The organism is Longimicrobium sp. (assembly GCA_036389135.1).
Taxonomy (GTDB): Bacteria; Gemmatimonadota; Gemmatimonadetes; order Longimicrobiales; family Longimicrobiaceae; genus Longimicrobium.
This window is the reverse complement of record DASVQP010000040.1, coordinates 52,209-77,498: the sequence shown is the minus strand read 5'-3', so window position 1 is coordinate 77,498 and position 25,290 is coordinate 52,209. Positions and strand designations below refer to the sequence as shown.

Sequence of the window (25,290 nt, the reverse complement as noted above, 5' to 3'; positions counted from 1 at the left end):
GAGGGCCGGCGCGCCGCAGACACCCAGGAGGGACCCATGAACCGCATCGACCGTGAGCTTTCCGACGCGCTTCCGCAGCCCAAGGGCCCATTCACGGACGCCGAAGCGCTGGAGCTCCTGATGGCGTACCGAAAGGATCCCTCCAACGTCCCCTGCCCCATGTGCGGCCCTGGGAACATCGAGGTCCTCGCCTTCATCGAGCCGCAGATCGACCCGAACGGCTTCGCCTCCGTCACGGACCCCGAGGGCGAGTACGCCGCCGCGCTCTACTGCCACAAGTGCTTCCGCGCCGTAGGCATCCTGGCCGGCGTCGGGCGCGAAGAAGGGTGATCCCGCGCCCCTCCCGCAGGGGCTGCCAGACACGCTGATCTTCCCGACGAGGGTCCCCGGAGCGGAGCGCACCACGTGCGCTCCGCTTCTGTTTGAGGGCCCTCTCCCCCGCCTGCAGGGGCGCAGGGCGGGCGAGGGGGAGAAATCGTTTGTGGCGCGCAGATCAGTAGGGGCGCGATTCATCGCGCCCACCCTCGCCCTTCCTCGACACCCGCCCGACGCACCAATTCCGTAGGGGCCGCCCCACGTGGCTGCCCGTGCCCTCCCCCGAACCGCCCCACGCTTCCTGCGCCGTTTCTCTCCGCGTGAGACCTGGGACACACGAAAGCGGGGGGCGCGGCCGATGAAGCCGCGCCCCCCGCCACCGTCTCCCGAACCGCGATCCCTACCGCGTGACGCGCGTGCTCCCCGAGAGCAGCGCCATGGGCCCAAAAGTGGGGCGTCCGAGCGGGCCGGCATCCACGCCGACGGTGCCGTTCAGGCGATAGGCGATCGAGCGGCCGGTGAGGGCGTTCATGATCACGCCCCCGAGCGAGGGGACATCGCTGAAGCTGATCGCGATGTCGAGCGGCACCACCGTCTGGCCGCCTGCGGCGAGGGGGACGCCCAGAGGGAAGTTCACCTCCGCGGCCTGGCGCCCCTCCAGCTCCAGCTGGCCCGCGAGAGTGCTCAGCGTGAGCGCCAGCGGGTTGGGGTTGGTGACGCGCGCGTAAAGGCGGATCGCCGCGCCGCCGGCGGGGCGCCCGGGGCCCGGAGGGAGGAGGCGGAGCTGCGCCTGCTGGTTCTGGTCCACCTGGAAGGTCGGGGCGCTCAGAAAGGCGCCCAGGTTGCCCATCGAAGCGCAGCCGGAAAGCACCGCCAGGAATGGCAGGAGCAGCGCCTGGCGCCGGAACGGGATCATGCGTCGCGTATACATCTTCTTTCGCCTCATGGAGATGCGCCACCTTGGGGCCGCCGCGGCGGCCACACGCGCCTCCACCTGTGCAAGAGCGGAGCCCCACCTGCGGGCGTCCCGCCTGGAAGCGCGGAAAAGCGGCGCGGCTGCACGCGTCGGGGGCGTTCCGGCTGGAATGGAAGGTGCATGGGGACGCGGGTCGCGAAACCGGGGGGCGCCCGCCGCAGGGGACAGTCGGCGGCGAATCCGGGGGACGGACACGACGGGGGAACGGGCGGCGCCGCACGGCGCGGCTACAGGCGAACGGACATCACGAGGAGGGAGCGGTGGACACGGACATGACGCAGCCCGGAGGCGGGATGGCACCGCCGGTGCCGGTGTCGGACATCATCGACGGGCTCAACGACCTGCTCCAGCTCGACCACGACGCGATCGGCGCGTACGACGTCGCCATCGAGAAGCTGGCGGACCGCGATCACGCCAATCAGATCCTGGGCTTCCGGCGCGACCACGAGCGCCACATCCAGGAGCTGAACGAGCTGATCGCGGCGCTGGGCGGCGAGGCGAAGAACCAGCCCCACCTTACCGGGCCGTTCAAGCAGGCGCTCCAGAGCCTCGGCGCCGTCGGCGGCGATCGCGGGGTGCTCGCCGCTTTCCGGCAGAACGAGCTGCAGGTGCGCAGCAAGTACGAGCTGTACGCGGCCAAGGCCAACCACTGGCCGCAGAACTTGAAGCGCGCCATCGACCGCAACGCGCTGGACGAGGAGCGGCACTACCGCTGGGTGGCCGAGGCGATGCAGGCGATGGGCGTGGGGATGGGTGAAGGCCCCGAGATCGACGCCGCGACCGCCGCGCGCGAGCGCACGCTGGTGACCGGCACCACGGTGGAACACGCCGTGGAGGCCATCGTGGACGCGGCCGGGGTGGCGCGCGAGCGCATCGCGGACGCGGCGGGCACCGCGCGCGAGCGGCTGGCCGACGTGACGGGAACGGCGCGGGAGCGGGCCACCGAACTCGCAGGTACCGCGCGCGAGCGGGCGACGGAGCTGGCCGGCACCGCCCGCGAGCGCGTCAGCGGCCTGGCCGAGACGGTGCGCGGCGGCGTGGCGGAGGGAACCGCCGGGGCCGGCAACCGCATCTCCGGGCTGCTGGACATGGAAGAAGGGCCGCTCGCCGCGCCGGTGGGCCGGGTGCGCGGCGGAGTGGGAACCGCCCGCCAGGGCGCGGTGGACGCGACCTCCACGCTGGAAGCGCGCATCCGCGAGAAACCGGTGCAGATGCTGCTCATGGCGGGGGTGGCTGGATTCGTCGTCGGACGTCTACTTCGATAGGAGCAACGATCCATGGATGAGACTCGTGATCCGTTCGGGGAAGACCGGACGATGAACGATGCGGACCGCCTTCCGGCTGGGCACGCGCTTCCCGGCGCCGACGTGCGCGCCGGGGATTCGACCGTCTACAACACCGGCTCCGAGGTGGGTGGCGGCGCCGGCGCGACGGGCGGAACCACGGGTGGCGCCGCCGCACCCGCCGATCCGGACGCCACGCGCGCCGAGATCGAGCAGACGCGCGCCCGCATGTCGGAGACGATCGACGAGATCGAGGAGCAGCTCCTGCGCCGCAAGCAGACGCTGGAGGAGAAGCTGGACGTGAAGGCGCAGGTGCGCGAGCGCCTCGCCCCCGTGCGCGAGCGGCTGGCGCCCATCCAGGAAGAGGTGCACCGCCGGCCCCTCCTGGTATTCGGCGGCGTCTTCGGCACGGGGCTCCTCCTCGGCTACCTCACCGGCGGCGACGACGACGACCGGCCGCGCCGCTCCGGGGGCGACGCGGAGTACGATGGCGGGACGGACGTGCGCGCCCGCCGCTGGGAAGAGCAGTCGCGCCGGCTGATGCGGCAGAACAGCGAGCAGGAGGAGGAGCTTCGCCGCCTCCGCGCCCGCCTGGAGGAGGCCGAGCGCCGCGCCGCCCGCGACCAGGAGCGCCAGGAACGCGGCGGCGGATGGCGCAGCTCGCTTGGCAGCGCCATCGGCGGGATCTTCGGCGGCCTCCTGGGCCAGATCCGCGGCCGTCCCGAAGAGGAGGAGGAGTACGACGTGGAGGTGGAGGTCCGCGCCACCGGCGGCTCGTACGACAACTATTCGCCGTCCACCTCGTACGAGACGGGCGCCTACCCGCGCCGATACGGCACGGGGTACAGCGAGAGCGAGTACGGCGGCACCGGCTATTCGAGCGGCGCCTCGCTCGGCGGCGACGACTATCCGCAGCGCGGCTTCAACCAGGGTGCCCACTACGACAGCGGCCTGGAGGATGGCGGCTACGAGTCTTCCACCGACTACCGCGCGCGCAGCGAGTACGACCAGGGCGACGGCTTCGGCAACGGCTGACCGGAGCCCTGCACGGATTGAAAACGGGGGCGGCGCCTTTGCGCGCCGCCCCCGCTCGCGTCCCTGGGCCCTAAACCCGCCATCCTGGTAGGGCCCGCGATTCATCGCGCCCGTGCCCTCCCCCGCACCGCCCCACCGCCACCCGGAACCGCCATTCCTGTAGCGCCGCCCCATGTGGCTGCCCGTGCCCGCCCGGTCACAACCGCCCGCTTCCCGCCTCGCGCACAACCCCGCGCCGCCCCTAAATTCCTCCTACCAACTTCCCCCACACCTTCCCGAGACACGAAAATGCCGATCGCCCAAGCCCTGCTCCCTGAATTCGACCAGGAGATGGCCATCACGCGCACCCTCCTGGAGCGCGTCCCCTCCGACCGCGCCGACTGGAAGCCGCACCCGAAGTCCACCGCGCTGGGCGCCCTCGCTCAGCACCTGGCGACGATCCCGTCGCTCGGCCTGCGCGCCATCACGCTGACCGAGGTCGACATGAACCCGCCGGGCAGCCCGCCCCGCACCCCGCCGCGGTTCGAATCCCTGGAAGCGCTCCTCGCCACCTTCGACGCCAACGTGCAGGAGACCCGCGCCGCCATCGCGGCCGCGAGCGACGAGGAGCTGGGCGTCACCTGGTCGCTCAAGAACGCGGGGCACACCATCTTCGCCCTCCCGCGCGCGGCGGTGCTGCGGACGATGATGATCAGCCACATCATCCATCATCGCGGCCAGCTCAGCGTCTACCTGCGCCTCAACGACGTGCCGCTCCCCTCCATCTACGGCCCGTCCGCGGACACGCCGATGTGAGGCTCAGACGGGCGGGGCGGCCGCGCGCACCTGCCGGAGCGGCGCGCGCGGCAACAGCCAGACGAGGGCGGCCGCCGCGTACACCGGCCGTCCCCACCCCGCCAGCGCCGGCCCCACCAGCAGCGCCACCCACAGCACCGAGACGGCAAGCTGCCTGAGGCGGGTTCGGCGCAGCGCGGTCCTCTGGTCGCGCCGCTCGGCAAGCCCGGTGAGGTCGCCGCGGCGGGCGCTGGCCTCCGCCATCCCGGCCGCGGCGGTCTCCTCGGCCACGGTGATCCCCACGCGCAGCATCGACCTCCCGAGCCGCGCGAGGATGGCGAGCACGCCCGCAACGGCGAGGATGCCCAGGAGCGGCTCGGGCAGCGAAACGGAGGCGAGGGAGAGGTTCACGGCAGCATTTTCGCCCGTTCCCCGGCCGTTCGCAACCCGCGCGGGGGTCGTGGTTCGCGGGGATTCGATCCGGGACGCGATCCGGGACGTGATCCGGGGGCTAAAGCCCCCGGCTGGAACGACGGGAAGGCGGCTGAAGCCGGCTCGTGAGCGGCAGACATTGCGCGCGGGGGGCCGGCATCGGCGCAGCGCAGGACACGGGCAGCCACGCGGGGCAGCCCCTACGGGATTGGTGATTGGTCCGCGGGGCGGCGGCGGAGCGGCCCGTGACACGGGCGCGATAAATCGCGCCCCTACCACGACGTTTGCGGCGGAGGCATGAATTCTCCCCCTCACCCGCCCTGCGCCCCCGCAGGCGGGGGAGGGGGTCGGGGGGAGGGGGCTCTATGAGCGCCCGATCGCCAGCACCTCCGCCACCACCGCCCTGCGCCCCCAGTCCGTCGCCTCGCGGCAGGAATCCATGTAGATGTCGATCTTGTTGCCGCGCACGGCGCCGCCCGTGTCCATCACCACGAAGACGCCGATGGGGCGGCCGTCCGGGTGCGACACGCGGACCACGGAGCCCAGCGGCAGGACGCGCGGGTCCGCCGCCGCCATTCCGTCGCGGGTACGCACGCCGGTGCGCATCAGGCCCTTGAGGCAATAGGCCGTGGAGCTCATCTCGATATGATCGCGCACCTCGAACGCCCTGGAGGCGGCGCGCGGGAGCGCGGCGGCGTGCTCCGCGCGGTGCTCCGCCTCCACCTGGGCACGGATGCGCGCCTCGATCGAGCGCACCAGTTCCGGGCTCGGCTCGGAGGGCGGGACGGGGACGGCGGCGGCGGGGAGGTAGTTCGTAGGCGCTGGCACGGGCGGGGCCGCGATGGCGCGCGGCGCGCACGCCCACACGCCCACCACCGCGGCGAGCACCAGCCCCGCGGCGACCACGGTGAAAGTCCGGGATATCGGGGCGCGGTGGGAGAAAGAACTCATGGCGGGGGTTCTCGCGGGGGGAATCCCGGCGCGATGGTAGCGCCGCCAGGGATAAAGGCGGCGTCCGGCGCGGTCAGGACATGGGCAGGGCGCGCTCGTCACCCAGGTACAGGCGCGAGCGGCGGTAGCGAACAAGAGCGTGGGTCAGCACCAACTTTAGCAGCACCGCCAGCGGAACGGCAAGGAGAAGCCCCACGAAGCCGAAGAAGAAGCCGAACACCGAGAGCGCCAGGATCACCCACACCGGGTGGAGGTTCACGCTTTCGCCCACGATGTTGGGGGAGAGAACGGCGCCGTCCAGTAGCTGCACCACCACGAATACGCCGAGCGCCTTCCCCAGCCCGACCACCGGGTCAGGCGTGAAGAGCGCGATCACCAGCGCCGGGATAAGCGTCAGGATCAGCCCCACGTAGGGGATGATGTTGAACACCGCCGCCATGATCCCCAGCAGCAGCGCGTAGGGGAAGCCCAGCAGGAACAGCCCGATGAAGGTGAGGAACCCCACCACCGCCGAGGACGTCACGTTGCCGCGCAGGAAGCCGGAGAGGAGCCGGTCGTACCCCCGCGCGAACTCCAGCACCGCGGGGCGCCGCTTGACCGGGACCATCTCCCCCAGGCGCGCGGTGATGTCGGGCCAGTCGCGCAGGAGGTAATAGGTGAGGATCGGAGTCAAAAAGATGTAGCTGAGGATGCTCAGGATGGTCCCCACGCCGCGCCCGAGGCCCAGCACGCCGGCCCACGCCGCCCCCGCGATGGCGGATTGGCGCTGCTGGAGATACGCCACCATCTGCTCCGGCTTGATCGCGCGGAGGCGCGCCACGAGCGCTTCCTCGTCTACGCCGGGGATGTCGCGCCGCATCACCTGTGCCTGCAGGCCCTCTACCCAGACGGTGGCGCGCTGCAGGTACTTCGGGGAGTCGTTGATGAAGTCCGCGATCTGCCCGCCCAGTGCCGGAATCGCCACGAAGAAGAGCAGCCCCAGGATCACCAGCGTGGGGATCGCCATAATCAGCGTCCCCCACTTTCGCGGGATCTTCCGCCGCTCCATCCGCGTCACCAGCGGGTTCTGGATGTAGGAGAAGGCGAGCGCCAGGAGAAAGGGCGCCAGCAGGAACCCCGTGGCGTTCAGCGCCCAGATCAGCGTGAGCATCGCGGCCGCGCTTACGATCAGCACGTAGATCCGCGTCCCCTGCAGCGGCGCCGTCACGAAGAGCAGGAGAAGGAAGACCAGGAACGGGCTGAGTATCCCGCGCACCGTGTACAGAAAGATCCCGAGCACCACGACGACGATCACCGAATGGACGATCTGCCAGTCGAGCGGCTTTTGCGCGGAGGGCGCGGGCGTATGGATGGGGTGGGATGGCTGCTTCACGGCTGGCCTATTCGGAGTGCACGTCGCCGCCGGTCCGCGGCGCGTGGGGGGGCGCCCCCCGCAGTTGGGTGGCCGCCAGGCGCAGCACCTCGCGCGCGTTGTCGTACGAGATGGAGGAGATCGCCTCGTCCAGCGGGAGCCACACGCACTCGGTGATCCCCTCCTCGGCCTGCGGGCAGGTGTCGCCGGCGGGGCACTCGATCAGGTAAAAGTGGCAGTACTTGTGGATCAGGCGCCCGCGGAAGCGAAAGAACCAGTCGATGGTGTGCAGCCGCGGCCCCAGGCGGAGCTGCGTGAGGCCGGTCTCCTCGGCCACCTCGCGCAGCGCCGCGTCGGCGGCGGTCTCCGCGCCCTCCAGGTGCCCCTTGGGGAAGCCCCAGTGGTGATAGCGGTCGCGGATCAGGAGGACGTGCGGGTCGGTGCCGCACCAGCGGTAGATGACGCCGCCGGCGCTCGTCTCCACCACCGGCCGCACCGGGCCGGCGGCGCAGTCGCCCCTTCCGCGCCGCCGCTTACCCACCGCGCAGCCCCTGCACGATCTGCACGGCGTTCGTGGCGGCCCCCTTCCGCAGGTTGTCCGCCACCACCCACAGGTGCAGCGTGTTGGGGACGACCGGGTCCTTGCGGATGCGCCCCACGAACACGGCGTCGCGCCCGGCCGCCTCCCACGGCGTGGGGTACGACTCGGCACCGCCCTGCAGCAGGATACCGGGGAAGAGTGCCAGTGCCCGCCGCGCCCCCTCCGCCGAGAGCTCGCGCTCCGTTTCCACCATCAGCTGCACGGAGTGGCCCACCTCCACGGGGACGCGCACGCAGGTGGCCGCGACGGCGAGATCGGGCAGGCCCATGATCTTGCGCGTCTCGTCCATCATCTTGCGCTCCTCGCCCGTCCACCCCTCGCCATCGAAATCGCCGATCTGGGGGATGACGTTGCCCGAGATGCGGCGCATGAAGGGGGAGCCCTCCACGGGCTGCGCCACCCGCGGCAGCGTGAGCCCCTCGCCCGCGTTCTCACGGCGCAGGGTGTCGCGCCCCGTCTCCCCCGCGCCGCTCACCGACTGGCAGGTGGTGGCCACCACGCGCCGCAGGCCCCCCGCCCGGTGCAGCGCCTGCAGCGCGACGACCATCTGGATGGTGGAGCAGTTGGGGTTGGCGACGATGCCGCGCGGCCGGTGCTGCGCCGCCGCCATGTTCACCTCGGGCACCACGAGCGGGACGTCGGGGTCCATCCGCCAGGCGGAGGAGTTGTCGACGACCACGGCGCCCTCGTCCGCGGCGCGCGGCCCCCACTCGCGCGAGCGGTCCGCGCCGGCGGAGAAGAGCGCGAAGTCCACCCCGCGGAACGATCCGGAGCGCGGAACCTCCACCTTCCACTCGCGTCCGCCCCACTCCACACGCTGCCCGGCGGAGCGCTCGGAGGCCAGCAGCGTCAGCCGCTCCACGGGGATGCCGCGCTCGGCCAGCACGCCGAGCATGGTGCGCCCCACCGCGCCGGTGGCCCCCAGGATGGCGACGTTCATCAGCGCTCCGCCACGTGCTCGGCGTCGCCCGCCATCTCCAGCGCGAACGCGTCGTGCAGGGCGCGCAGCGAGTCGTCCTCGTGCTCCGCTGTGACCAGCAGGGAGATCGAGATGGACGAAGTGGACACGCCGTGCACCTCCACGCCGGCCGCGTGCAGAGTGCGATAGGCGCGGGCGTACACCCCCGGCCGCCCCGTCATCCCGCTCCCCACCAGCGTGATGCGGGTGAGCCCGTCGCGCGCCTCCACCGTGCCGCTCCCCAGCCGCGCGATCACCTCGCCTGCCAGGCCACGTGCCCGCTCGAGCACGTCGGCGGCCACGGTGAGCTGCACCTGCATCGTCCCCTGCGCCTCGATCGACTCGGCCACCATGTCCACGCTGACGCCGGCGTCGGCCAGCGTGCCCAGCAGCTCGGTGGAGGTCGCCATACCGGCGGGAAGTCCGCGCAGGATCAGCTTCGCATGCGAGCCGGAGGATGCGAGGCCGGTGAGTACGAGGTCTTCCATCGCGCGGGGCATCGAGGTGATCAGCGTGCCAGAAGGAGTGTCGTCGTCGGAAAAGGAGGAGAGGACGCGGATGTCCACGCCGAAGCGCGCCCCGATGTCCACGGCGCGCGCATGCATCACCTGGGCGCCGGCGGATGCCATCTCCAGCATCTCCGCGTGCGAGATCTCGCGGATGACGCGCGCGCCCGGCACCCGCCGCGGGTCGGCCGTGTAGACCCCGTCCACGTCGGTGAAGATCTCGCAACGGTCCGCCTTGAGCGCCGCCGCCAGGGCCACCGCGCTGGTGTCCGACCCGCCGCGCCCCAGCGTGGTGATCTCGCGCCCGGTGCTCACCCCCTGGAACCCGGCCACGATGGCGACCCTCCCTTCGGCGAGCGCCTCGCGCACGCGGTCGCCGCGGATCTCGCGGATGCGGGCGGCGGTGTGCTGCCCGTCGGTGATGATCGCCGCCTGGCTCCCGGTAAAGGAGCGCGCCTCCGCCCCCTCCTCCGTGATCGCCATGGTGAGCAGCGCCGCGGCGATCCGCTCCCCCGCCGTCAGCAGCATGTCCATCTCCCGCGGATGCCGGCTCCCGGCGCGCTCCAGCCCCGTGACCTGCGCGGCGAGCTCGGTGAGCTCGTCGGTCGTGTGTCCCATCGCCGAGACCACCACCACCAGGTCGTCGCCGCGCGCCCGGGCCCGCGCCACCCGCCGCGCCACGGCCCTGATCCGCTCGGGCGAGCCGACGGAGGTGCCACCGAACTTCTGGACGACCAGGGGCATGGAGGGAAGTGCGTTAGTGCGTTAGTGCGGAAGTGCGCTGGTGCGGGGAGCGCATCGGTCCGTGAGCAGCCGCGCCTCACTCACGCACTAACGCACTCACGCACTCACGCACTAACGTTAAAATACCTGCACCTGCCCGATGTACTTCGCCGGGTTCTGCTGGATGTCCGCCATCAACCGGCGCAGCGTCTCGATGGCGCGCTGCATTTCTTCGTAGAGCGCCGGGTCGGTCGCCAGGCGGCCCAGGGTGCCGTTGCCCTGCTGGATGGCGCCGACGGCGGTGCTCAGCGTCGTCATCGCGCGGCGCGCCTCCACCATGGTGGGGCCCACCTCCGCCATCGCGGGCTGCAGGGCGCCGATCGTCTGGTTCAGCGCCCTGGCCGTCGCGCCGAATGCGGCCACCGTGGAGTCCACCTGCGTGATGACCCCCGGGATGCCGCCCGTGGATGCGCTGAGCTGCGAGCTCAGCGCCTCCAGGTTGGCGCTCGCGCGGCGGGCGTTGGCCAGAATCGCCTGCACGTCGCCGCGGTTGATGGTGGTGCGGATGTCCGTGGCGGTGAGCGACGCGGTCGCCGTGGCGTTGCGCACGTTGGCGGTGGACTCCAGCACGTTCTTCGACACCGCGTCGTAGGTGCGCGTCTGCTGCCCGATGAAGCCCTCCAGCTGGTCGCTCACCTCGCCCACGTTCTCCAGCGTCTGCCGGATGGTGAGCGCCGTCTCCTCGGTGAAGGCCAGCTGGATGCGGGCGGAGAGCGTCTCGATGTCGCTGGAGATGCGCGCCGCCACCGCCGTCAGCTCCGAGATGTCGGGGAGCGATGCGCCGGGGAGCACGCGGCCCCGCTGCGCCGCCACGAACTCCAGGTCCGGGTACTGGCCGCGCGACACGATCTGCGCCATCCAATCGCCGAACAGGGATTCGCTGGCCAGCAGCACGCCGGCGTCGCTTGGCATCGCGATGTCCGGGCGCACCGTCATGTTCACGAACACGCCGTCGCCGCGCTCGGAAAGGCGGATCTCCGTCACGCGGCCCACGTTCACGCCGCGCAGCTTCACGGGGTTCCCCACCTCCAGCGCGCCCACGCCGCGAAAGGTGGCGGTGATCGTGCGCTCCTCGCCGCTCCACGACTTGCCGCTCAGCCACACGGCCCCCGCCAGAGCGGTCAGGATCCCGGCGATCACCACCAGGCCCACCAGCGCCTCGTTCTTCCACTTCATCGCTTCCTCCCTTTGCCAACGGCACCCTCCCCGCCCATCGGCAGGGGGTCCTCCGCGTCGTGCTTCAGCCCGGGCTCGCCCTCCACGAAGGCGCGCACGATCGGGTTGCGCGACTCCTGGAACTCCTTCGGCGTCCCCACCTCCACCAGCCGTCCCTCGTACAGCATCCCGATGCGGTCGCTGATGGCGTACGCGCTCTTCATGTCGTGCGTGATCACCAGCGAGGTGACCCCCAGCTCCTCCTTCATCCGCAGCACCAGCCGGTCGATGACCGTGGTGGTGACGGGGTCCAGTCCGCTGGTGGGCTCGTCGTAGAGCAGGTACTTGGGGCGGTACGCGATCGCCCGCGCCAGCCCCGCGCGCTTCTGCTGCCCGCCGGACATCTCCTGCGGAAAGCGCGTCGAGAACCCCGCCAGGTCCACCAGCGCCAGCGACTCCTCCACCCGGTCGCGGATCTGCGCCGGCGTCATCCCCCCCTTCTTGCGCAGCCCCATGGCGACGTTCTCGCCGATCGTCATGGAGTCGAAGAGGGCGGCGAACTGGAAGACGTACCCCATGTCCAGCCGCAGCTTGAAGAGCTTCTCGCGCGGCAGGGTGGGCACCTCCTGCCCGTCCACGTGCACCGTGCCCGCGTCAGGCTTCATCAGCCCGACGATGTGCTTGAGCGTGAGCGACTTGCCGGCGCCGGAGAAGCCCACCAGCGACATCGTCTCCCCCTCGTCCACGTCCAGGTCCAGGCCGCGGAGGATCTTCTTGGCCCCGAACCCCTTGTGGATGCCGCGCAGCTGGATGCTCACTGGAGGAGCACCAGCGCCCAGAAGGCGTCCAGCACCAGGATCATCATGCTGGCCAGCACCACGGCGCGGGTGGTGGCGATCCCCACGCCCTCTGCGCCGCCGCGGGTGTTGAACCCCTGGTAGCACCCCAGCACCGTGATCGTCAGCCCAAAGGAGGTCGACTTGATGACGCAGTAGACGATGTCGAACGAATCGTAGAAGAGCCGCGAGCCCCGCACGAACTGGGCGCTGGTCATGTCCAGCACGTTCATGGAGGTGATCCACCCGGAGGCGATCCCCAGCACGTTCGAGAAGATGACCAGCAGCGGCACCATGATCGTACCCGCCAGCACGCGCGGCACCACCAGGTACGCGATGGGGTTGTAGGCCATCGTCTCCAGCGCGTCGATCTGCTCGGACACGCGCATCGTCCCCAGCTCGGCGGCGATGTTGGCGCCCACGCGGCCGGAAAGGGCGAGCCCCGTGAGCACCGGGCCCAGCTCCAGGATCATCGTCTTGGTCACCAGCGCGCCCACGAAGTATAGCGGGATTGCGCCGGTGAAGGTGTACGACGCCTGCAGCGCCAGCACGATTCCGGTGAAGCACGATAGGAAGAGCGCGATGGGGAGCGAGTCCACCCCCAGCCGTCGCATCTGCCCAACGGTGAGCGGGCCCCAGGTGCGGATGTCCGTCAGCGCTCGGATCAGGTCCCCCACGAAGCGGGAGAACTGGCCGAAGGAGGACAGCAGCCCCAGGATGGAGCCGCCGATGATGGCAAAGGGGGTAGACAGGTTCATGCAGTCAAGATACGAGCGAACCCCGCGCCGGGCCAGCACGCAATTGCCCGGACGGGGTTAGGAGAGCGTCTCGCGTCACGCGGAGCCCGCTCCGAGGATCCCTTCCCACTCCTCGGGAGCAAGACGAATGCCGGTGAAGAAGCGCCCGAACTCGCCGTACAGCGCGCTCGCCTCGTCGTACCTCATCTCCGTGACGATGCGCTTGAACTCCAGCGGATCCCGCGCAAAGAGCGTCACGCCCCACTCCCACTCGTCGAAGCCCACCGAGCCGGTGATGACCTGGAATACGCGCCCGGCGTACTGCCGTCCCGTCATCCCATGGTCGCGCATCAGCCGGCTGCGCTCCGCCACGTCCAGCGTGTACCAGTTCTCCGCACCGGTGCGCCGCTTGGTCATGGGGTAGAAGGAGAGGTAGCGCATCCCCTGCGGCACTTCGGGGTACAGCCTGGAGCGCACGTGCGCCGAGGCGAGCTCCTCGGCCTTCGCCGTTTCGAGCGCCGCCCTGAACTCCGGCGTCCCCGCGCCGTGCTCACGCGCCGCCTGCGCCGTTGCATGGTACAGCCCCGCCTCGGTCACCGAGAGGTAGTCGTACACGGTGCGCAGGTAGGGGCCGAGCGCGGACGCCTTTACGCGGGTCTGCACCGCCGCGACCTCGTCCAGCGTGGGGCGGAAGTGCGCGAGCAGCAGGTCCGCCCCGTCGCCCGCGGCGATGCGAAAGGCGTCGCTCCACCCCTCGCCGGCGGGAGCCAGCTCCTCCATCAGCCGGCGCGCGGCGGTGGCGAGCGCGGGCGCATCGGCGGCGCGCAGGGCGGCCCAGTCCAGGGCGAACACCTGGTGGAGGGCGTACCAGCCTTCTAGGGTGGCGGGCGGAATCGCGGGCATTTCGGGGAGATGATGCGGGGAACGGGAGCGGGATTCCCCTGCTCCGGGGCCCGCCACGAGCCCGAAGATACCCGCGGCGGCGCCCGCCGGGCAACGCCTCCGCGACAATGGCATCGGGCGTGCAAATCCTCAAGTGGGATGCGCGTGCGCGGGTTCGGCGTGGGTGAGCCGCACTCATTTTCGGGGCGCGAAATGCGTAACCCGTTGCACATCCGGCACTTTCGCGGTAGATTCAGTGACCAAACCACACAACGGTCACGCAACCTGTTACCCCGCAAGCGCATGAACGAAGCCGCGCTCTCCCATCCGCTGATCATTCAGGGCGGAATGGGCGTCGGAGTCTCCAACTGGGTCCTCGCCAAGGCAGTCGCCATGCGGGGGCAGATGGGCGTGGTCTCCGGAACGTGCATCGACTCCCTCCTGGTGCGGCGCCTGCAGGACGGCGACATCGGCGGGCACATCCGGCGCGCGATGGAGCACTTCCCCCTTCCGGAAGTCAGCGCGGCGGTGCTCAAGAGCTACTTCCTCCCCGACGGGCGCGCGCCGGGCGAGCCGTACAAGGCCGTCCCCATGTACCGGCAGATGGTGAGCAGGGTGCGCGAGCAGCTCACCGTGCTCTCGTCGTTCGTGGAGGTGTGGCTGGCCAAGGAAGGGCACGACGGCGTGGTGGGGATCAACCTCCTCACCAAGGTGCAGATGCCCAACCTTGCGACGCTGTACGGCGCCATGCTCGCGGGCGTCGACTACGTGCTGATGGGCGCCGGCATCCCCAAGGAGATCCCGGGCGTGCTGGACCGCTTCGCCCGCCACGAGCCCGCGTCGATGAAGTTCGAGGTCGAGGGGCTGGGGCGCGACGAGACGGAGCTCCTGCACTTCGACCCGCGCGTGCACTCCGAGGCGCCGCCGGTGGAGATCACGCGTCCGTTCTTCCTGCCGATCATCGCCTCCAACTCGCTGGCCACCATGCTGGCGCGCAAGGCGAGCGGCCGGGTGGATGGCTTCATCATCGAGGCTCCCACGGCCGGCGGGCACAATGCCCCGCCCCGCGGCGAGATCGTCTACAACGAGCGCGGCGAGCCGATCTACGGCCAGCGCGACGTGGTGGATCTGGAGAAGATGAAGGACCACGGCCTCCCCTTCTGGCTCGCGGGCGGCTCCGGCAGCCCGGAGAAGCTGGCCGAGGCGCTGGACGCCGGCGCGGCGGGGATCCAGGTGGGCACCCTCTTCGCCTACGCGGAGGAGAGCGGCGTAACCTCCGAGCTGAAGCGCAACGTGATTCGCCAGGCGCAGGAGGACACCATCGACGTGGTGACCGACTCGCGCGCCTCCCCCACGGGCTTCCCGTTCAAGGTGGCGCAGGTGCCGGGTACGCTGTCGCAGCTCCCCGTCTACCAGCAGCGCGAGCGCGTGTGCGACCTGGGCTACCTGCGCGAGTCGTACCGGGACGACCGCGGCCGGGTCAACTATCGCTGCGCCGCCGAGCCGGTGGACACCTACCTCAAGAAGGGCGGCAAGGTGGAGGACACGGTGGGCCGCAAGTGCCTGTGCAACGCCCTCTTCGCCACCATCGGCCACGCGCAGCTGCGCGACGAGGGCGTGGAAGAGGCCCCGCTGATCACCAGCGGCGACGAGCTCAAGAACATCCGCCGCTTCATCGGCTCGGACCGCACCGGCTACACCGCCGGCGAGGTGGTGGACTACCTCCTGACCGGCGTGCAGCGCCTCGTCCCCGGCTTCTCCTACGGCCGCCAGACCGCTAACACCTGACCTTTGGCGCAGGTGGAGGGGGAACGAAGAGAGGGCCCCGGGATTCGTCCCGGGGCCCTCTCTCGTTATGGCGTGCTCCACGCTTTTTCGGCTTGCGCAACGTCCTGAAGGCCCTTCGTCTTCGCCCGAACTCAGGCGGTCTTCCGAGCCTCATCCGGAGGACGCGCCGGATTCTCGCTCCGGTATTTCGCCGCTTCTTCTCGGATCCAGCGTATCCTTTCCTCCGAGGTGAGGCCGGCGAGCGCACGGTTCACGCGTTCCTGCAACTCATCCTTGAGACGCAGCGCGTCGATCGGCTCGTAATTATCCATGGCGAACCACCTCCTCTGGAGACTTGATGACGAGAGGCCAGTACCCCTCACTCGCATTCACCGCGTTGTAGCCGCGAACCCGCACTGGGTTGACAATGTCCCTAAAGTCCCAGGACGCGAGCAGATCCACGCGATGAACTGTCGCACTTGCTACGTGGAGCGCGTCGGCGTGCCTCGCGCCCCCGATCACGCCCTTCTCGACGTAGCGGATCGCGAGAGACTCCGCTTCCGGGCTGACAAGCACGTATTCCCGCGTCAAGGATACGTCGTCCACAAGCGCGCGCACCGGACTGGGCGCGAGTGCAAGTTCCGTTTTCAGGAGATCTGACGTGACCATGACCATGCTCCCGTCGCGGAAGCGCTGGAAGAGCTGCATCGATGCCACCCGGAACTCCAGGTCCAGGCACCCGCCCACGACGGACGTATCGATATACACGCGCAACGGTTTCATGGTGTCAAGGCTAACGCACACCCGCAGGGCCACACCAGCCACAAATCGGAGCGCGCAGATGCGGCCTGGCGCCTAGCGGGTGCGTGCGGCGGGGGGCGCTTGGAGGACGGGCAGGCACAATCGGGCGCTGCGGTGTATCTTGGTGCGCGGCGCGCAGGGGCGCGCCGATCCGACTCCGTGCGCGAGCTCCATGGAACCGCAATCTCTCGGGCTGCTGGTGGCCTTCTCGGCCGGGCTGCTGAGCTTCCTTTCGCCGTGCGTGCTGCCGCTGGTGCCGAGCTACGTCACGTTCATTACCGGGATGAGCCTGGACGAGCTGCGCGACGCGGAGACGGCGCGCACGCGGCGGGCGGTGCTGGTGCACGGGGTGCTCTTCGTGCTCGGCTTCACCCTGGTGTTCATGATCCTGGGCGCGTCGGCCACCTTCCTCGGCTCGCTGCTGGCGTACACGAGCCGGTGGGTGGAGCGTGTGGGCGGGGTGCTGCTGATCCTCTTCGGCCTCTACCTGCTGGGGGTGCTGCGGCTTCCCGGCGCGGGCCGCGAGTGGCGGATGCACCTGGCGGACAAGCCCGTAGGCTACCTGGGGACGCTGCTGGTGGGGATCACCTTCGGCGCGGGGTGGACGCCGTGCATCGGCCCGGTGCTGGGCGGCATCCTGACGCTGGCCGCCACGCGCGGGAGCATGATGGAGGGAATGGGGCTGCTGGCGGTGTACTCCGCCGGCCTGGCGATCCCGTTCCTCCTGTCCACGGTGCTCATCGAGCGCTTCCTGACCACCTTCAAACGCATCCGCCAGTGGCTCCCGTGGATCAACCGCGTGAGTGGGGCGATGCTGCTGGTGCTTGGGGTGCTTCTTTTCACGGGCTCGTTCTCGACGCTGTCGGCGATGCTGTCGCGGTGGACGCCGGAGTGGCTGTCGACGCGGCTGTGACGGGAAAAGTGCGTTCGCTTGCGCCCGACCCGCACCCTGGGCAGATTCCGCCGCCACAGCGCACCCGAACCCCCGCCCGTCCATGCCCGACACCGTTCGCATCCTGCTGGTGGACGACCACGCCGTGCTGCGCGCGGGCCTGCGCGCGCTGCTGGAGGCGGAGCCCGGCTTCCAGGTGGTGGGCGAAGCGGGGACAGGGGAGGAGGGCGTGCGCCTCGCCGGGCAGACGCGGCCGGACGTGGTGGTGATGGACCTCTCCATGCCCGGGATGGGCGGGCTGGAAGCCGTCCGCCAGATCGCCGCGCTGGACCAGGGGGCGCGCGTGCTGGTGCTGACGATGCACGGCGAGGAGGAGCACCTCCTTCCCGTGCTGGAGGCGGGGGGGAGCGGGTACGTGACTAAAAAGAGCGCGGACGAGGAGCTGATCGAGGCGATCCACACCGTTGCGCGCGGCGACGTCTTCCTCTACCCAAGCGGCGCGAAGCTCCTCCTCCGCGGCCTCAAAGCCAAGGCGGAGCCCGGCGAGGACGACCCGCTGGACCGCCTTACCGAGCGCGAGCGCGAGGTGCTGTCGCACACCGTGGAGGGATTCAGCTCCAGCGAGATCGGCAAGAAGCTCTTCATCTCGCCAAAAACGGTGGACACCTACCGCGCGCGCATCATGGAGAAGCTGAACCTGCGGCACCGCAGCGAGCTGGTGCGCTTCGCGCTGCGCAAGGGGCTGCTGAAGGCGGAATGATGAACTGCAGGGATTAGGGATCGGGGATCAGGGAATAGGAACAGCGGGCCGCACAGGGGCGCCCGCACTGCTCCGTCCTACCAATCCCTGTTCCCTGGTCCCTATTCCCTAAGGAGGTACCGTGTCACGCAGGGTCGTCGTCACCGGCATCGGGATGGTCACGCCGCTGGGGTGCTCCACGCCCGAAACGTGGGCGGGGCTGCTCGCCGGCAGGAGCGGCGTGGGGCCGCTCACCAAGTGCGCGCTCCCGGGGCTGGCGCCCGAGGTCTCGATCGCGGCCGAGGTGAAGGGGTTCAGCCCCGATCCGGTGATCGACCGCAAGGAGGCGCGCCGGATGGACACCTTCATCCAGTACGCCGTCGTCGCGGCCGACGAGGCGATGCGGAGCGCCGGGCTGGGCGGCATCGGCACCGTGCCGGATCCCGAGAACACCGGCGTCATCATCGGCTCCGGGATGGGCGGGCTCGTCAGCATCATGGAGACCCGCGACCTGATGGAGGAGAAGGGGATGGGGCGCGTGTCGCCCTTTTTCATCCCCGCCAGCATCATCAACCTGGCCGCGGGGCAGGTGGCGATCCGCACCGGCGCGCAGGGGCCCAGCTACGCCCCCGTCTCCGCCTGCGCCAGCAGCAACCACGCGATCGGCGAGGCATTCCACGCCATCAAGCGCGGCGACGCGGACATGATGCTCGCCGGCGGCACCGAGGCGTGCCTGACGCCCATCTCCTTCGCCGGCTTCGCGGCGGCGCGGGCGCTGGCCACCACCTACGACACCCCGGAAACCGCCAGCCGTCCCTTCGACGAAACGCGCAGCGGCTTCGTGCATGGGGAGGGCGGGGCCGTGCTGGTGATGGAGGAGCTGGAGTGCGCCCGGCGCCGGGGCGCGCCCATCGTGGCGGAGGTGATCGGCTTCGGGATGAGCGCCGACGCGTACCACATCACCGCGCCGCCCGAGAACGGCCAGGGCGCCGCGCTGGCCATGCGCCGCGCCCTGCGCAGCGCCGGCATCGCGCCCGAGGACGTGGACTACATCAACGCGCACGGCACATCCACCCCAGTGGGTGACCTGGCGGAGACGCGCGCCATCCGCAGCGTCTTCGGCGAGCACGCGGACCGGCTGGCGGTATCCTCCACCAAGTCGATGCTGGGCCACGCCCTGGGCGGGAGCGCCGCCATCGAGGCGGGGGTCACCGCCCTCGCCCTGCGCGAGGGGATGCTGCCCCCCACCATCAACCTGCGCCAGCAGGACCCCGCCTGCGACCTGGACTACGTGCCCAACACCGCGCGCCAAGCCGACATCGAGGTCGCCATCTCCAACTCGTTCGGCTTCGGCGGGGCCAACACATCGCTGGTCATGCGCCGCTGGAGCGAAGACTGAGGAGGCGGCTTTCAGCGCGAACGGCGGACCTCCTCCTTGTACCGGGGGCCTGTGCGCGCTGTCGCACTTGCGCCTCGTGAAACGTTTGACGGTTTCCACTCGCTCCACCCCTTCTCGCATAAGCTCATGAGACGTTTTTTTCTCCGCGCGCTTTCCGGGCTCGCCGCGGCCATCCTGCTCGCGGCGTGCGAAGACTCGGGCACCGGCTCGGTTCGCGTGGCTTCGGTGCACGTGAGCGCCCCGGCCGATTCGGTGGCCGCGGGCACGACGCTGCAGCTCGGCGCGCAGCTGCGCGATGCGGGCGGGGTGGAGCTGTCCGGCCGGACGGTGGAGTGGCAGAGCGACAACCCGGCCGTCGCCGAAGTGGACGCCAGCGGCGTGGTCTCCGCGCGCGCGCCGGGCACGGTGACGATCAGCGCCCGCTCGGATGGGATGACGGGCGTGCGCACGCTCAAGGTGGTGCCGCTGCGCGTGGTGCCGGGTTCGTTGCACGCCTTCCTGGCTCCGGGCCAGAGCGCGCAGCTCGCCGTGCGCGTGCTCGACGCATCTGGGCAGCCGGTGGAGGGGCGCGCCGTGAGGTGGACCGCCTCCGACCCCACGCTGGTGGAGGTGAGCGCGACCGGCCGGGTGACCGCGTTGCGCGCCGGGCACGGCCAGGTGACCGCCACGGTGGACGGCGGCGCGGGTGTGGTGCAGGTGTACGTGTACGATCGCGGCCTGCACGTGTGGCCGGACACCGTCGCGGCTCTGCCGGGGGAAACGCGCCAGCTCACGATCCGCGCGATCCTGGAGGAGGGGGCGCCGGTGGCGCTCGGGAGTGGCGCGTGGGAGTCGTCGGACCCATCGGTCGCGCGGGTGGACGCGGAGGGGCGCGTCACCGCGGTGGCGGCGGGGCGCGCCACGATCACCGCGGTCTTCGGCGCTACGCGGGTCAGCTCGTCGGTAAACGTCGTCACCTATCCGCAGCCGCTCCGCTTCGCCTCGGTGAGCGGCGGCAGGACGCACAGCTGCGCGCTCACCACGGACGGCCGGGTGTACTGCTGGGGAAGCAACGAGCAGGGTCAGCTCGGCACCCGCCAGCCGAGCGACCGGTGCGAGCGGTTCGAATACCTGAGGACGGTAACGCGGCGGTACCCCTTCCGCTGCACCCGCATTCCGCTGCCCGCGGATACCGACCTGCGCTTCGTGGCGGTGAGCGCGGGCGACCGGCGGAGCTGCGCCCTGACCGCGGCGGGGTCGGCATACTGCTGGGGTGAGGGCGCCGCCGTTCCCACGGCGCTTCCGGGCGGGGTGGCTTTCCGGTCGATCAGCGGCGCCGCCTGCGGGGTGTCCACCCGCAACGAAGCCTACTGCTGGGGGAGCGCTCCGGGAAGCGCTCCCGCGCCGGTGCCGGGCGGCATCTCCTTCAACCAGGTCGACGTGGGTTACGCGCACACGTGCGGTGTCGCTACCGACGGAGCCGCATGGTGCTGGGGGGGCAACCCCTACGGTGAGCTGGGGGTGAGCGGAAAGCCGGAGAGCTGCAATGCGGTCGATTGTTCGCGGACGCCGTTTCGCGTTGAGGGGAGCCACACGTTTCGCTCCATCGTGGCGGGGACGTTCTTCACCTGCGCGCTGGACGCCACGGGCCGCGCGTACTGTTGGGGAAGCGGGTTCCACGGGAAGCTGGGCAACGGCCAGGAGCTGCACAGCCACACTCCGGTGGCGGTATCCCCGCCGAACACGTTCGCGAGCCTGAGCGCGGGCGGCGAAGCGGTCTGCGGGCTGGACCAGGGAGGAAACACCTTCTGCTGGGGGAACGACGTCCTCCGCCTGGACGGCACGCGGCCCATCTCCACGACCATTCCCACCCGGAGCGCGCCGCAGGGCACTCTCCGCTCGATCGAGCTGGGCGGTCTGCTGGAGGTGTGCGGCATCGGGACGGACGGGATCCTGGTCTGCCACAGCGGGTGGATCGAAGGACGCATCCCCGGGCAGTAGCGGGCGCTGGCAGGGAGCCTCCGCGCCAGCACGATGCTCCAGGAACGAGGGGGAGGTCCCGGACCGGGACCTCCCCCTCGTGCTTCGCGCCTGGAGAGCGGCTCAGTAGCCGTCGCCGCCCTCCGCGCCGGGGCCGCCACCGGTTCCGCCGCCCTGAGCGCCACCACCTTGCATGCCGCCGCCCTGCATGCCGCCCATCGGCGAGCCGCCGGAGGTGAGGACGCCGCCACGCGCCTGCATCCCGCGCCCGCCGGGCTGGCCGGGCTCCGAGATGCGCTCCAGCGTGTCGGCCACGCGGCGAGAGCCCAGCTCGCTGTCCAGGTCCGTCGCCACGTCGGCCTGGGCGATGATCCCCACCAGCCGCCCCTCGCGGTCGGTGATGGGCACGCGGCGCACCTGCTCGCGCTCCATCAGCTGGAGGACGTCCTGCACGGAGTCGTTCTTGTTGCACGTCTCCACGCCCGTCGTCATCACGTCGGAGACACGGGTGCTGGTGGCGTCGCGCCCCTCGGCCACGGCGCGGATGGTGATGTCACGGTCGGTGATGACGCCGCGCAGCCGCCGGTTCTGCTCGCTCTCCACCACCGGGATGATGCCGACGTCCAGGTCGCGCATCTTGCGGGCGGCATCGGCGAGGGTGGCATCGGGGGTGACGACTTCGGGGTTCTCGGTCATGATGTCGGCCGCGCGCATCCGGCGCAGCTCGTCGCCGCCCTGCCCCATCCCGCCCTGCTGCCCGTAGCCGTCCTGCTGGCCGCCGAAGGCGCCGTAGCCGCTGGTGCCGCTGCCGTAGCCGCGCCCGCCGCCGTATCCCCCGCCCCCGCCTCGTCCGGACCCGCCGCCGAAGCCCTGCCCGCCGCCATAGCCGCTCCCCATCCCCCCCGGACGCCCGCCGAAGCCGCCGCCCTGCTGGCCGTAGCCGCCGCCGCGCTGCATCCCGCGGCCGCTGGAGAAGTCCTGGTCGTACGCGCCGCCGCCGCTGCCGAAGCCGGTGTACCCCTCGCGGCTCTGCCGGCCCGAGAACTCGCCCGCATCGGAGCCCATCCCGGTGTACCCGTTGCCGAAGCCATCGGAGCCCATTCCGCCGTAGCCGCCACGAGACCCGCCGCCTCCGCCGCCCTGCCCGCGGAAGCCGCGATCCTGGCTGAAGCGTGAACGGTCGAAGTCGCGTCCGTAGTTTGGCATGCTCGTGCCTCCTGTGCTGGTTTGAACTCCCGCCGGCCGCGCCGCGCGGGCCGGGAGGGCCGCCCGGGGTGCAAGACTCGCACCCGGAGGCGGGCTCAGGAGGAGGCCGCGCCTCTCCGGCGCAGGAGCACAAAGAGCCCCACGACGCCGATCAGCGCGAAGCTGAACCACTGGATGGCGTAACCCAGGTGGGGCCCCTCGTCCAGCGGCGGAGGCGGCACCGCCACCGGGAGGGACCGCCCCGTGTCGCCCAGGAGCTGGAGGTACATCGGGAGCACGCCCGCTCCCAGCCGCGCCTGCGCCTCGCCGCGGTCCAGCCGCCGGTACGCCGTGTCGCCGCGCGCCGAGATCGAGCGGCCGCCGCGGTCCTGCGTGGTGGGGACTTCCTGGAGGATGCCCTCGACGGTGACGGTCCCGGCAGCGGGTGCGGGGCGCTCCGCGGGCGTGACGGCATCCGCGGCGGGGACCCATCCGCGGTTGACGAGAAGGATGCTGCCGTCTTCGAGGAGGAGGGGCGTGGCAAGGTGAACGCCGGGCCGCCCGCCCTCCACCCGGCCGCGGAGCACGAGCCCGGCCGCGGCGAGGTAGCGCCCGCGCGCCACCACGCGCCGGTACGCCAGCCGCGCCGGATCGCGACGCATCTCCGCGACGAGCGCCGCGTCGATGGGCCGCGGCGCCTGCCGCATTCCGGCCAGCACGATGGCGTTGCGGGCCCGGCGCTGCTCCAGCCGGTCGAGCTGCCAGAACCCTAGGCGCACGCACATCGCGCACATGGCCAGGATGAACACGGCGCCCAGGGCGTCGCGGAGGGTGAGGCGCATTGTGGGGGTGGCTGGGGCCTGATGAGGTGGCGAGTGAACTCGCTGCAACAACAGCACAAAGTCCGCCTTCGCGGACCCGGGGGCGAGATCGGCGTTTCACGAGACGGCTTCAGCCGTCTTCCCGTAGTTCCAGCCGGGGGCTTCAGCCCCCGGCGATGGCGACCCCGGGCGATCCCGGACGCCCCCCTACCGCACCAGTCCCAGCAGCAGCGAAGGGCGCAGCAGCGAACGGACCGGCCGCACGTCGCCGGTGACGCGGATGATGGCGTCGCCGAGGGCCGGGCGGCGTGAGAAGCGGCGCGACACCAGGCGCAGCATCGCGGGGCGCGATACGAACGCCTCCACCAGGTGCTGCACCCGCTCGCCGGGGCCGAAGGCGCGGCGCCGGTCCCGCTCGTACGGCGCCAGCGCGGCGGCGGAGAGGTCGCCCGCGCGCAGGGCGGCATCGGCGGTGCGGGCGGCGAGCTCGGCGCCGCGGAGGGCGCGAAAGATCCCCTGGCCCGTGAACGGATCGTAGTACCCCGCCGCATCCCCCACCAGCAGCGCCCCGTCCACGATCGCGCGGCGCACGGGGAAGTCGAACGGGCCGCTGGTCAGCACCTCGTCCACCCGCCGCGCATCCGCGAAGCCGAAGCGCCGCAGCGCGCCGTCAAAGAACCCGGTGGGGTCGCCCGCCACCTCGAGCGCCTCATCCCCCCCCACGACCACCGTGACGTTGAAGTGCCCGCCGCCAACCTCCGCGATCCCCACGCACCCGCGTCCGATCACGCGCAGCTCGCCCCACCCGCGTCCCGCATCGACGCCGACGACGTGCGCGGTCAGCGCCACCTTTCGCAGCCGTGGAGCCCGCCGCAGCAGCTCCAATCGCCTGACCACCACGGAACGCAGCCCATCCGCGCCGACGACGAGGCGCGCGCGGATCTCCTCTCCGCCCTCGACGCTCACCCCCACGACGCGGCCACCCTCGCGCAGCACGCCGGTGGCGCGCACACCGGTGCGCACCTCCGCACCACGACCGCGCGCGTGGTCCAGGAGGATCGAGTCCAGCACGTCGCGCGCGATGCCCAGCCCATGGACCTTGCTGGGGAAGCGCCCGCGGAAGCCGTCCCCCGCACCCGGCCGGATGCGCCAGCCATCGAGCCGGGCGGGATGTGCGGCTTCGACGGCATCCAGCACGTCGAGGGCGCGCAGTGCATCCACCCCCGCGGGGTTCACGCACTCGCCGCACGGCTTGCGGCGCGGAAAGTGGGCGCGGTCCAGCACGAGCACGTCGTGCCCGGCCACGGCCAACCTCGCCGCCATCGCGGACCCCGCGGGCCCGCCGCCGACGATTACCGCATCATACATAGAAAACAGAAGTGCGTCAGTGCATTAGTGCGTCAGTGCGTGGACGGCACGAAGCGCACCGAACAGCAACAACAGGTCAGGAGTTCCGCCCGTCCCAGACGAGCGCCACACGGAACGGCACGTGGGCGAACACTTCGGCGCCGCGCAGCCCCGCGACCCGGGCGAGCGAGCGCAGGTCGGCGGGGGTGAAGGCGCGGCGCACGGAAAGCGGGCCGTCGTTGCGGGTGATGGGGTGCGTGCGCCAGACGGTGGCCGCCAGGAGCCGCGCACCCAGCAGCGCCGCCCGCGTGCGGTGCAGATCGTTGACGATGCCGCCCAGCCGCGCCACCCGGTCCAGCTCGCGAAGCACGCGCACGCACTCCTCGTCCGTGTTGAAGTGGTGCAGCGCGGTGGAGCACAGCGCGAAGTCGAACTCGCCGTCCGCGTAGGGGAGCGCCAGCGCGTCCGCGGGCTCGGCGGTCACATCCGGGTCGGCGGCGACGCGGGCGCGGGCCTCGGCCAGCGTCCCGGGGTGCGCATCGGTTGCGACCACGCGAATGCGCAGGCCACGGCGCCGCCCCCACTCCGCCACGTGCAGCGGGATGTCCGCCGAGCCGGTCGCCACGTCCAGCACGCGGTACTCGCGCCGGGGATGGCGGGCGACGAGCCGCGCCAGGTGGTGGAGGACGACGCGCGTGCCGCCCAGCCAGCGGTTGACGCCGCGGAGGTCGGCCAGGCTCCGCGCCAGCTCGCGCGGGTCGGCATCCGGCGCGTCCATACGCTCCTCGCCGGCGGCGCGGGGCAT

The 25,290-nt window shown here is 71.3% G+C and carries 26 protein-coding genes; 9 read left to right on the top strand and 17 right to left on the bottom strand.

Features of this window, described 5'->3' with window-relative positions; all coding sequences use genetic code 11:
• Positions 1-36 precede the first annotated feature (36 nt).
• On the top strand, positions 37-330 hold the full coding sequence (locus VF584_10050; GenBank protein HEX8210505.1) for a hypothetical protein: 294 nt from the start codon (positions 37-39) through the stop codon (positions 328-330).
• Between the two features lie 385 nt (positions 331-715).
• Here the strand turns inward: VF584_10050 and VF584_10045 are convergent, their stop codons facing one another.
• Complete coding sequence (locus tag VF584_10045) at positions 716-1,246, bottom strand: LEA type 2 family protein (GenBank protein HEX8210504.1); 531 nt, start codon at positions 1,244-1,246, stop codon at positions 716-718.
• Between the two features lie 317 nt (positions 1,247-1,563).
• Between VF584_10045 and VF584_10040 the strand changes: the two genes are divergently transcribed.
• From VF584_10040 to VF584_10030, 3 genes are all read left to right on the top strand, one after another.
• Positions 1,564-2,556, top strand: a complete 993-nt coding sequence (locus VF584_10040) for a ferritin-like domain-containing protein (protein ID HEX8210503.1) — start codon at positions 1,564-1,566, stop codon at positions 2,554-2,556.
• Between the two features lie 12 nt (positions 2,557-2,568).
• Positions 2,569-3,609 (top strand): DUF3618 domain-containing protein, encoded by a 1,041-nt coding sequence (locus VF584_10035; protein ID HEX8210502.1) that lies wholly within the window; start codon positions 2,569-2,571, stop codon positions 3,607-3,609.
• A gap of 288 nt (positions 3,610-3,897) precedes the next feature.
• The gene (locus tag VF584_10030; protein ID HEX8210501.1) at positions 3,898-4,404 is read left to right on the top strand and encodes a DinB family protein; all 507 of its coding nucleotides are present in this window, start codon (positions 3,898-3,900) and stop codon (positions 4,402-4,404) included.
• 3 nt (positions 4,405-4,407) lie between these two features.
• Here the strand turns inward: VF584_10030 and VF584_10025 are convergent, their stop codons facing one another.
• The 10 genes from VF584_10025 to hemQ form a co-directional block, all read right to left on the bottom strand.
• Positions 4,408-4,794, bottom strand: a complete 387-nt coding sequence (locus tag VF584_10025; protein ID HEX8210500.1) for a hypothetical protein — start codon at positions 4,792-4,794, stop codon at positions 4,408-4,410.
• Between the two features lie 384 nt (positions 4,795-5,178).
• A complete protein-coding gene (locus VF584_10020; protein HEX8210499.1) occupies positions 5,179-5,766 on the bottom strand; it encodes a 3D domain-containing protein in 588 nt (195 codons plus the stop codon).
• A 73-nt stretch (positions 5,767-5,839) separates the two neighbouring features.
• Complete coding sequence (locus tag VF584_10015; GenBank protein HEX8210498.1) at positions 5,840-7,138, bottom strand: AI-2E family transporter; 1,299 nt, start codon at positions 7,136-7,138, stop codon at positions 5,840-5,842.
• A gap of 7 nt (positions 7,139-7,145) precedes the next feature.
• On the bottom strand, positions 7,146-7,658 hold the full coding sequence (locus VF584_10010) for an NUDIX hydrolase (GenBank protein HEX8210497.1): 513 nt from the start codon (positions 7,656-7,658) through the stop codon (positions 7,146-7,148).
• On the bottom strand, positions 7,651-8,658 hold the full coding sequence (locus VF584_10005) for an aspartate-semialdehyde dehydrogenase (GenBank protein ID HEX8210496.1): 1,008 nt from the start codon (positions 8,656-8,658) through the stop codon (positions 7,651-7,653). Before VF584_10005 ends, VF584_10010 begins: the two co-directional genes overlap by 8 nt.
• Complete coding sequence (locus VF584_10000) at positions 8,658-9,926, bottom strand: aspartate kinase (protein ID HEX8210495.1); 1,269 nt, start codon at positions 9,924-9,926, stop codon at positions 8,658-8,660. Before VF584_10000 ends, VF584_10005 begins: the two co-directional genes overlap by 1 nt.
• Before the next feature lie 117 nt (positions 9,927-10,043).
• Entirely contained in the window at positions 10,044-11,141 is a 1,098-nt protein-coding gene (locus VF584_09995) for an MlaD family protein (GenBank protein HEX8210494.1), read from the bottom strand.
• On the bottom strand, positions 11,138-11,938 hold the full coding sequence (locus VF584_09990; protein HEX8210493.1) for an ATP-binding cassette domain-containing protein: 801 nt from the start codon (positions 11,936-11,938) through the stop codon (positions 11,138-11,140). Before VF584_09990 ends, VF584_09995 begins: the two co-directional genes overlap by 4 nt.
• Entirely contained in the window at positions 11,935-12,714 is a 780-nt protein-coding gene (locus VF584_09985; GenBank protein ID HEX8210492.1) for an ABC transporter permease, read from the bottom strand. Before VF584_09985 ends, VF584_09990 begins: the two co-directional genes overlap by 4 nt.
• 75 nt (positions 12,715-12,789) lie before the next feature.
• The gene (hemQ, locus tag VF584_09980; protein ID HEX8210491.1) at positions 12,790-13,596 is read right to left on the bottom strand and encodes a hydrogen peroxide-dependent heme synthase; all 807 of its coding nucleotides are present in this window, start codon (positions 13,594-13,596) and stop codon (positions 12,790-12,792) included.
• Between the two features lie 282 nt (positions 13,597-13,878).
• On the opposite strand from hemQ, the gene VF584_09975 reads away from it, so the two are divergent.
• On the top strand, positions 13,879-15,363 hold the full coding sequence (locus VF584_09975; GenBank protein ID HEX8210490.1) for a nitronate monooxygenase: 1,485 nt from the start codon (positions 13,879-13,881) through the stop codon (positions 15,361-15,363).
• Positions 15,364-15,494: 131 nt separating this feature from the next.
• On the opposite strand, the gene VF584_09970 is transcribed toward VF584_09975, so the two are convergent.
• Together VF584_09970 and VF584_09965 are read right to left on the bottom strand one after the other, a co-directional pair.
• Positions 15,495-15,674 carry a hypothetical protein gene (locus tag VF584_09970; GenBank protein HEX8210489.1) on the bottom strand — a complete coding sequence of 60 codons (180 nt, stop codon included), beginning with the start codon at positions 15,672-15,674 and terminating at the stop codon, positions 15,495-15,497.
• Positions 15,667-16,125, bottom strand: a complete 459-nt coding sequence (locus VF584_09965) for a hypothetical protein (GenBank protein ID HEX8210488.1) — start codon at positions 16,123-16,125, stop codon at positions 15,667-15,669. Before VF584_09965 ends, VF584_09970 begins: the two co-directional genes overlap by 8 nt.
• Positions 16,126-16,315: 190 nt before the next feature.
• On the opposite strand from VF584_09965, the gene VF584_09960 reads away from it, so the two are divergent.
• The 4 genes from VF584_09960 (at position 16,316) to VF584_09945 (ending at position 21,153) form a co-directional block, all read left to right on the top strand.
• On the top strand, positions 16,316-17,056 hold the full coding sequence (locus tag VF584_09960) for a cytochrome c biogenesis protein CcdA (GenBank protein HEX8210487.1): 741 nt from the start codon (positions 16,316-16,318) through the stop codon (positions 17,054-17,056).
• A gap of 82 nt (positions 17,057-17,138) precedes the next feature.
• Positions 17,139-17,795 carry a response regulator transcription factor gene (locus VF584_09955; protein ID HEX8210486.1) on the top strand — a complete coding sequence of 219 codons (657 nt, stop codon included), beginning with the start codon at positions 17,139-17,141 and terminating at the stop codon, positions 17,793-17,795.
• 121 nt (positions 17,796-17,916) lie between these two features.
• On the top strand, positions 17,917-19,173 hold the full coding sequence (gene fabF / locus VF584_09950; protein HEX8210485.1) for a beta-ketoacyl-ACP synthase II: 1,257 nt from the start codon (positions 17,917-17,919) through the stop codon (positions 19,171-19,173).
• Positions 19,174-19,299: 126 nt separating this feature from the next.
• Positions 19,300-21,153, top strand: a complete 1,854-nt coding sequence (locus VF584_09945) for an Ig-like domain-containing protein (protein HEX8210484.1) — start codon at positions 19,300-19,302, stop codon at positions 21,151-21,153.
• 102 nt (positions 21,154-21,255) lie between these two features.
• Here the strand turns inward: VF584_09945 and VF584_09940 are convergent, their stop codons facing one another.
• From VF584_09940 to VF584_09925, 4 genes are all read right to left on the bottom strand, one after another.
• Positions 21,256-22,338: a CBS domain-containing protein gene (locus VF584_09940; protein ID HEX8210483.1), complete on the bottom strand. Its 1,083-nt coding sequence runs from the start codon at positions 22,336-22,338 to the stop codon at positions 21,256-21,258.
• Positions 22,339-22,433: 95 nt separating this feature from the next.
• A complete protein-coding gene (locus tag VF584_09935; GenBank protein HEX8210482.1) occupies positions 22,434-23,159 on the bottom strand; it encodes an SURF1 family protein in 726 nt (241 codons plus the stop codon).
• Between the two features lie 186 nt (positions 23,160-23,345).
• Positions 23,346-24,506 carry an NAD(P)/FAD-dependent oxidoreductase gene (locus tag VF584_09930; protein ID HEX8210481.1) on the bottom strand — a complete coding sequence of 387 codons (1,161 nt, stop codon included), beginning with the start codon at positions 24,504-24,506 and terminating at the stop codon, positions 23,346-23,348.
• A gap of 76 nt (positions 24,507-24,582) precedes the next feature.
• On the bottom strand, positions 24,583-25,290 hold the full coding sequence (locus tag VF584_09925; protein HEX8210480.1) for a methyltransferase domain-containing protein: 708 nt from the start codon (positions 25,288-25,290) through the stop codon (positions 24,583-24,585).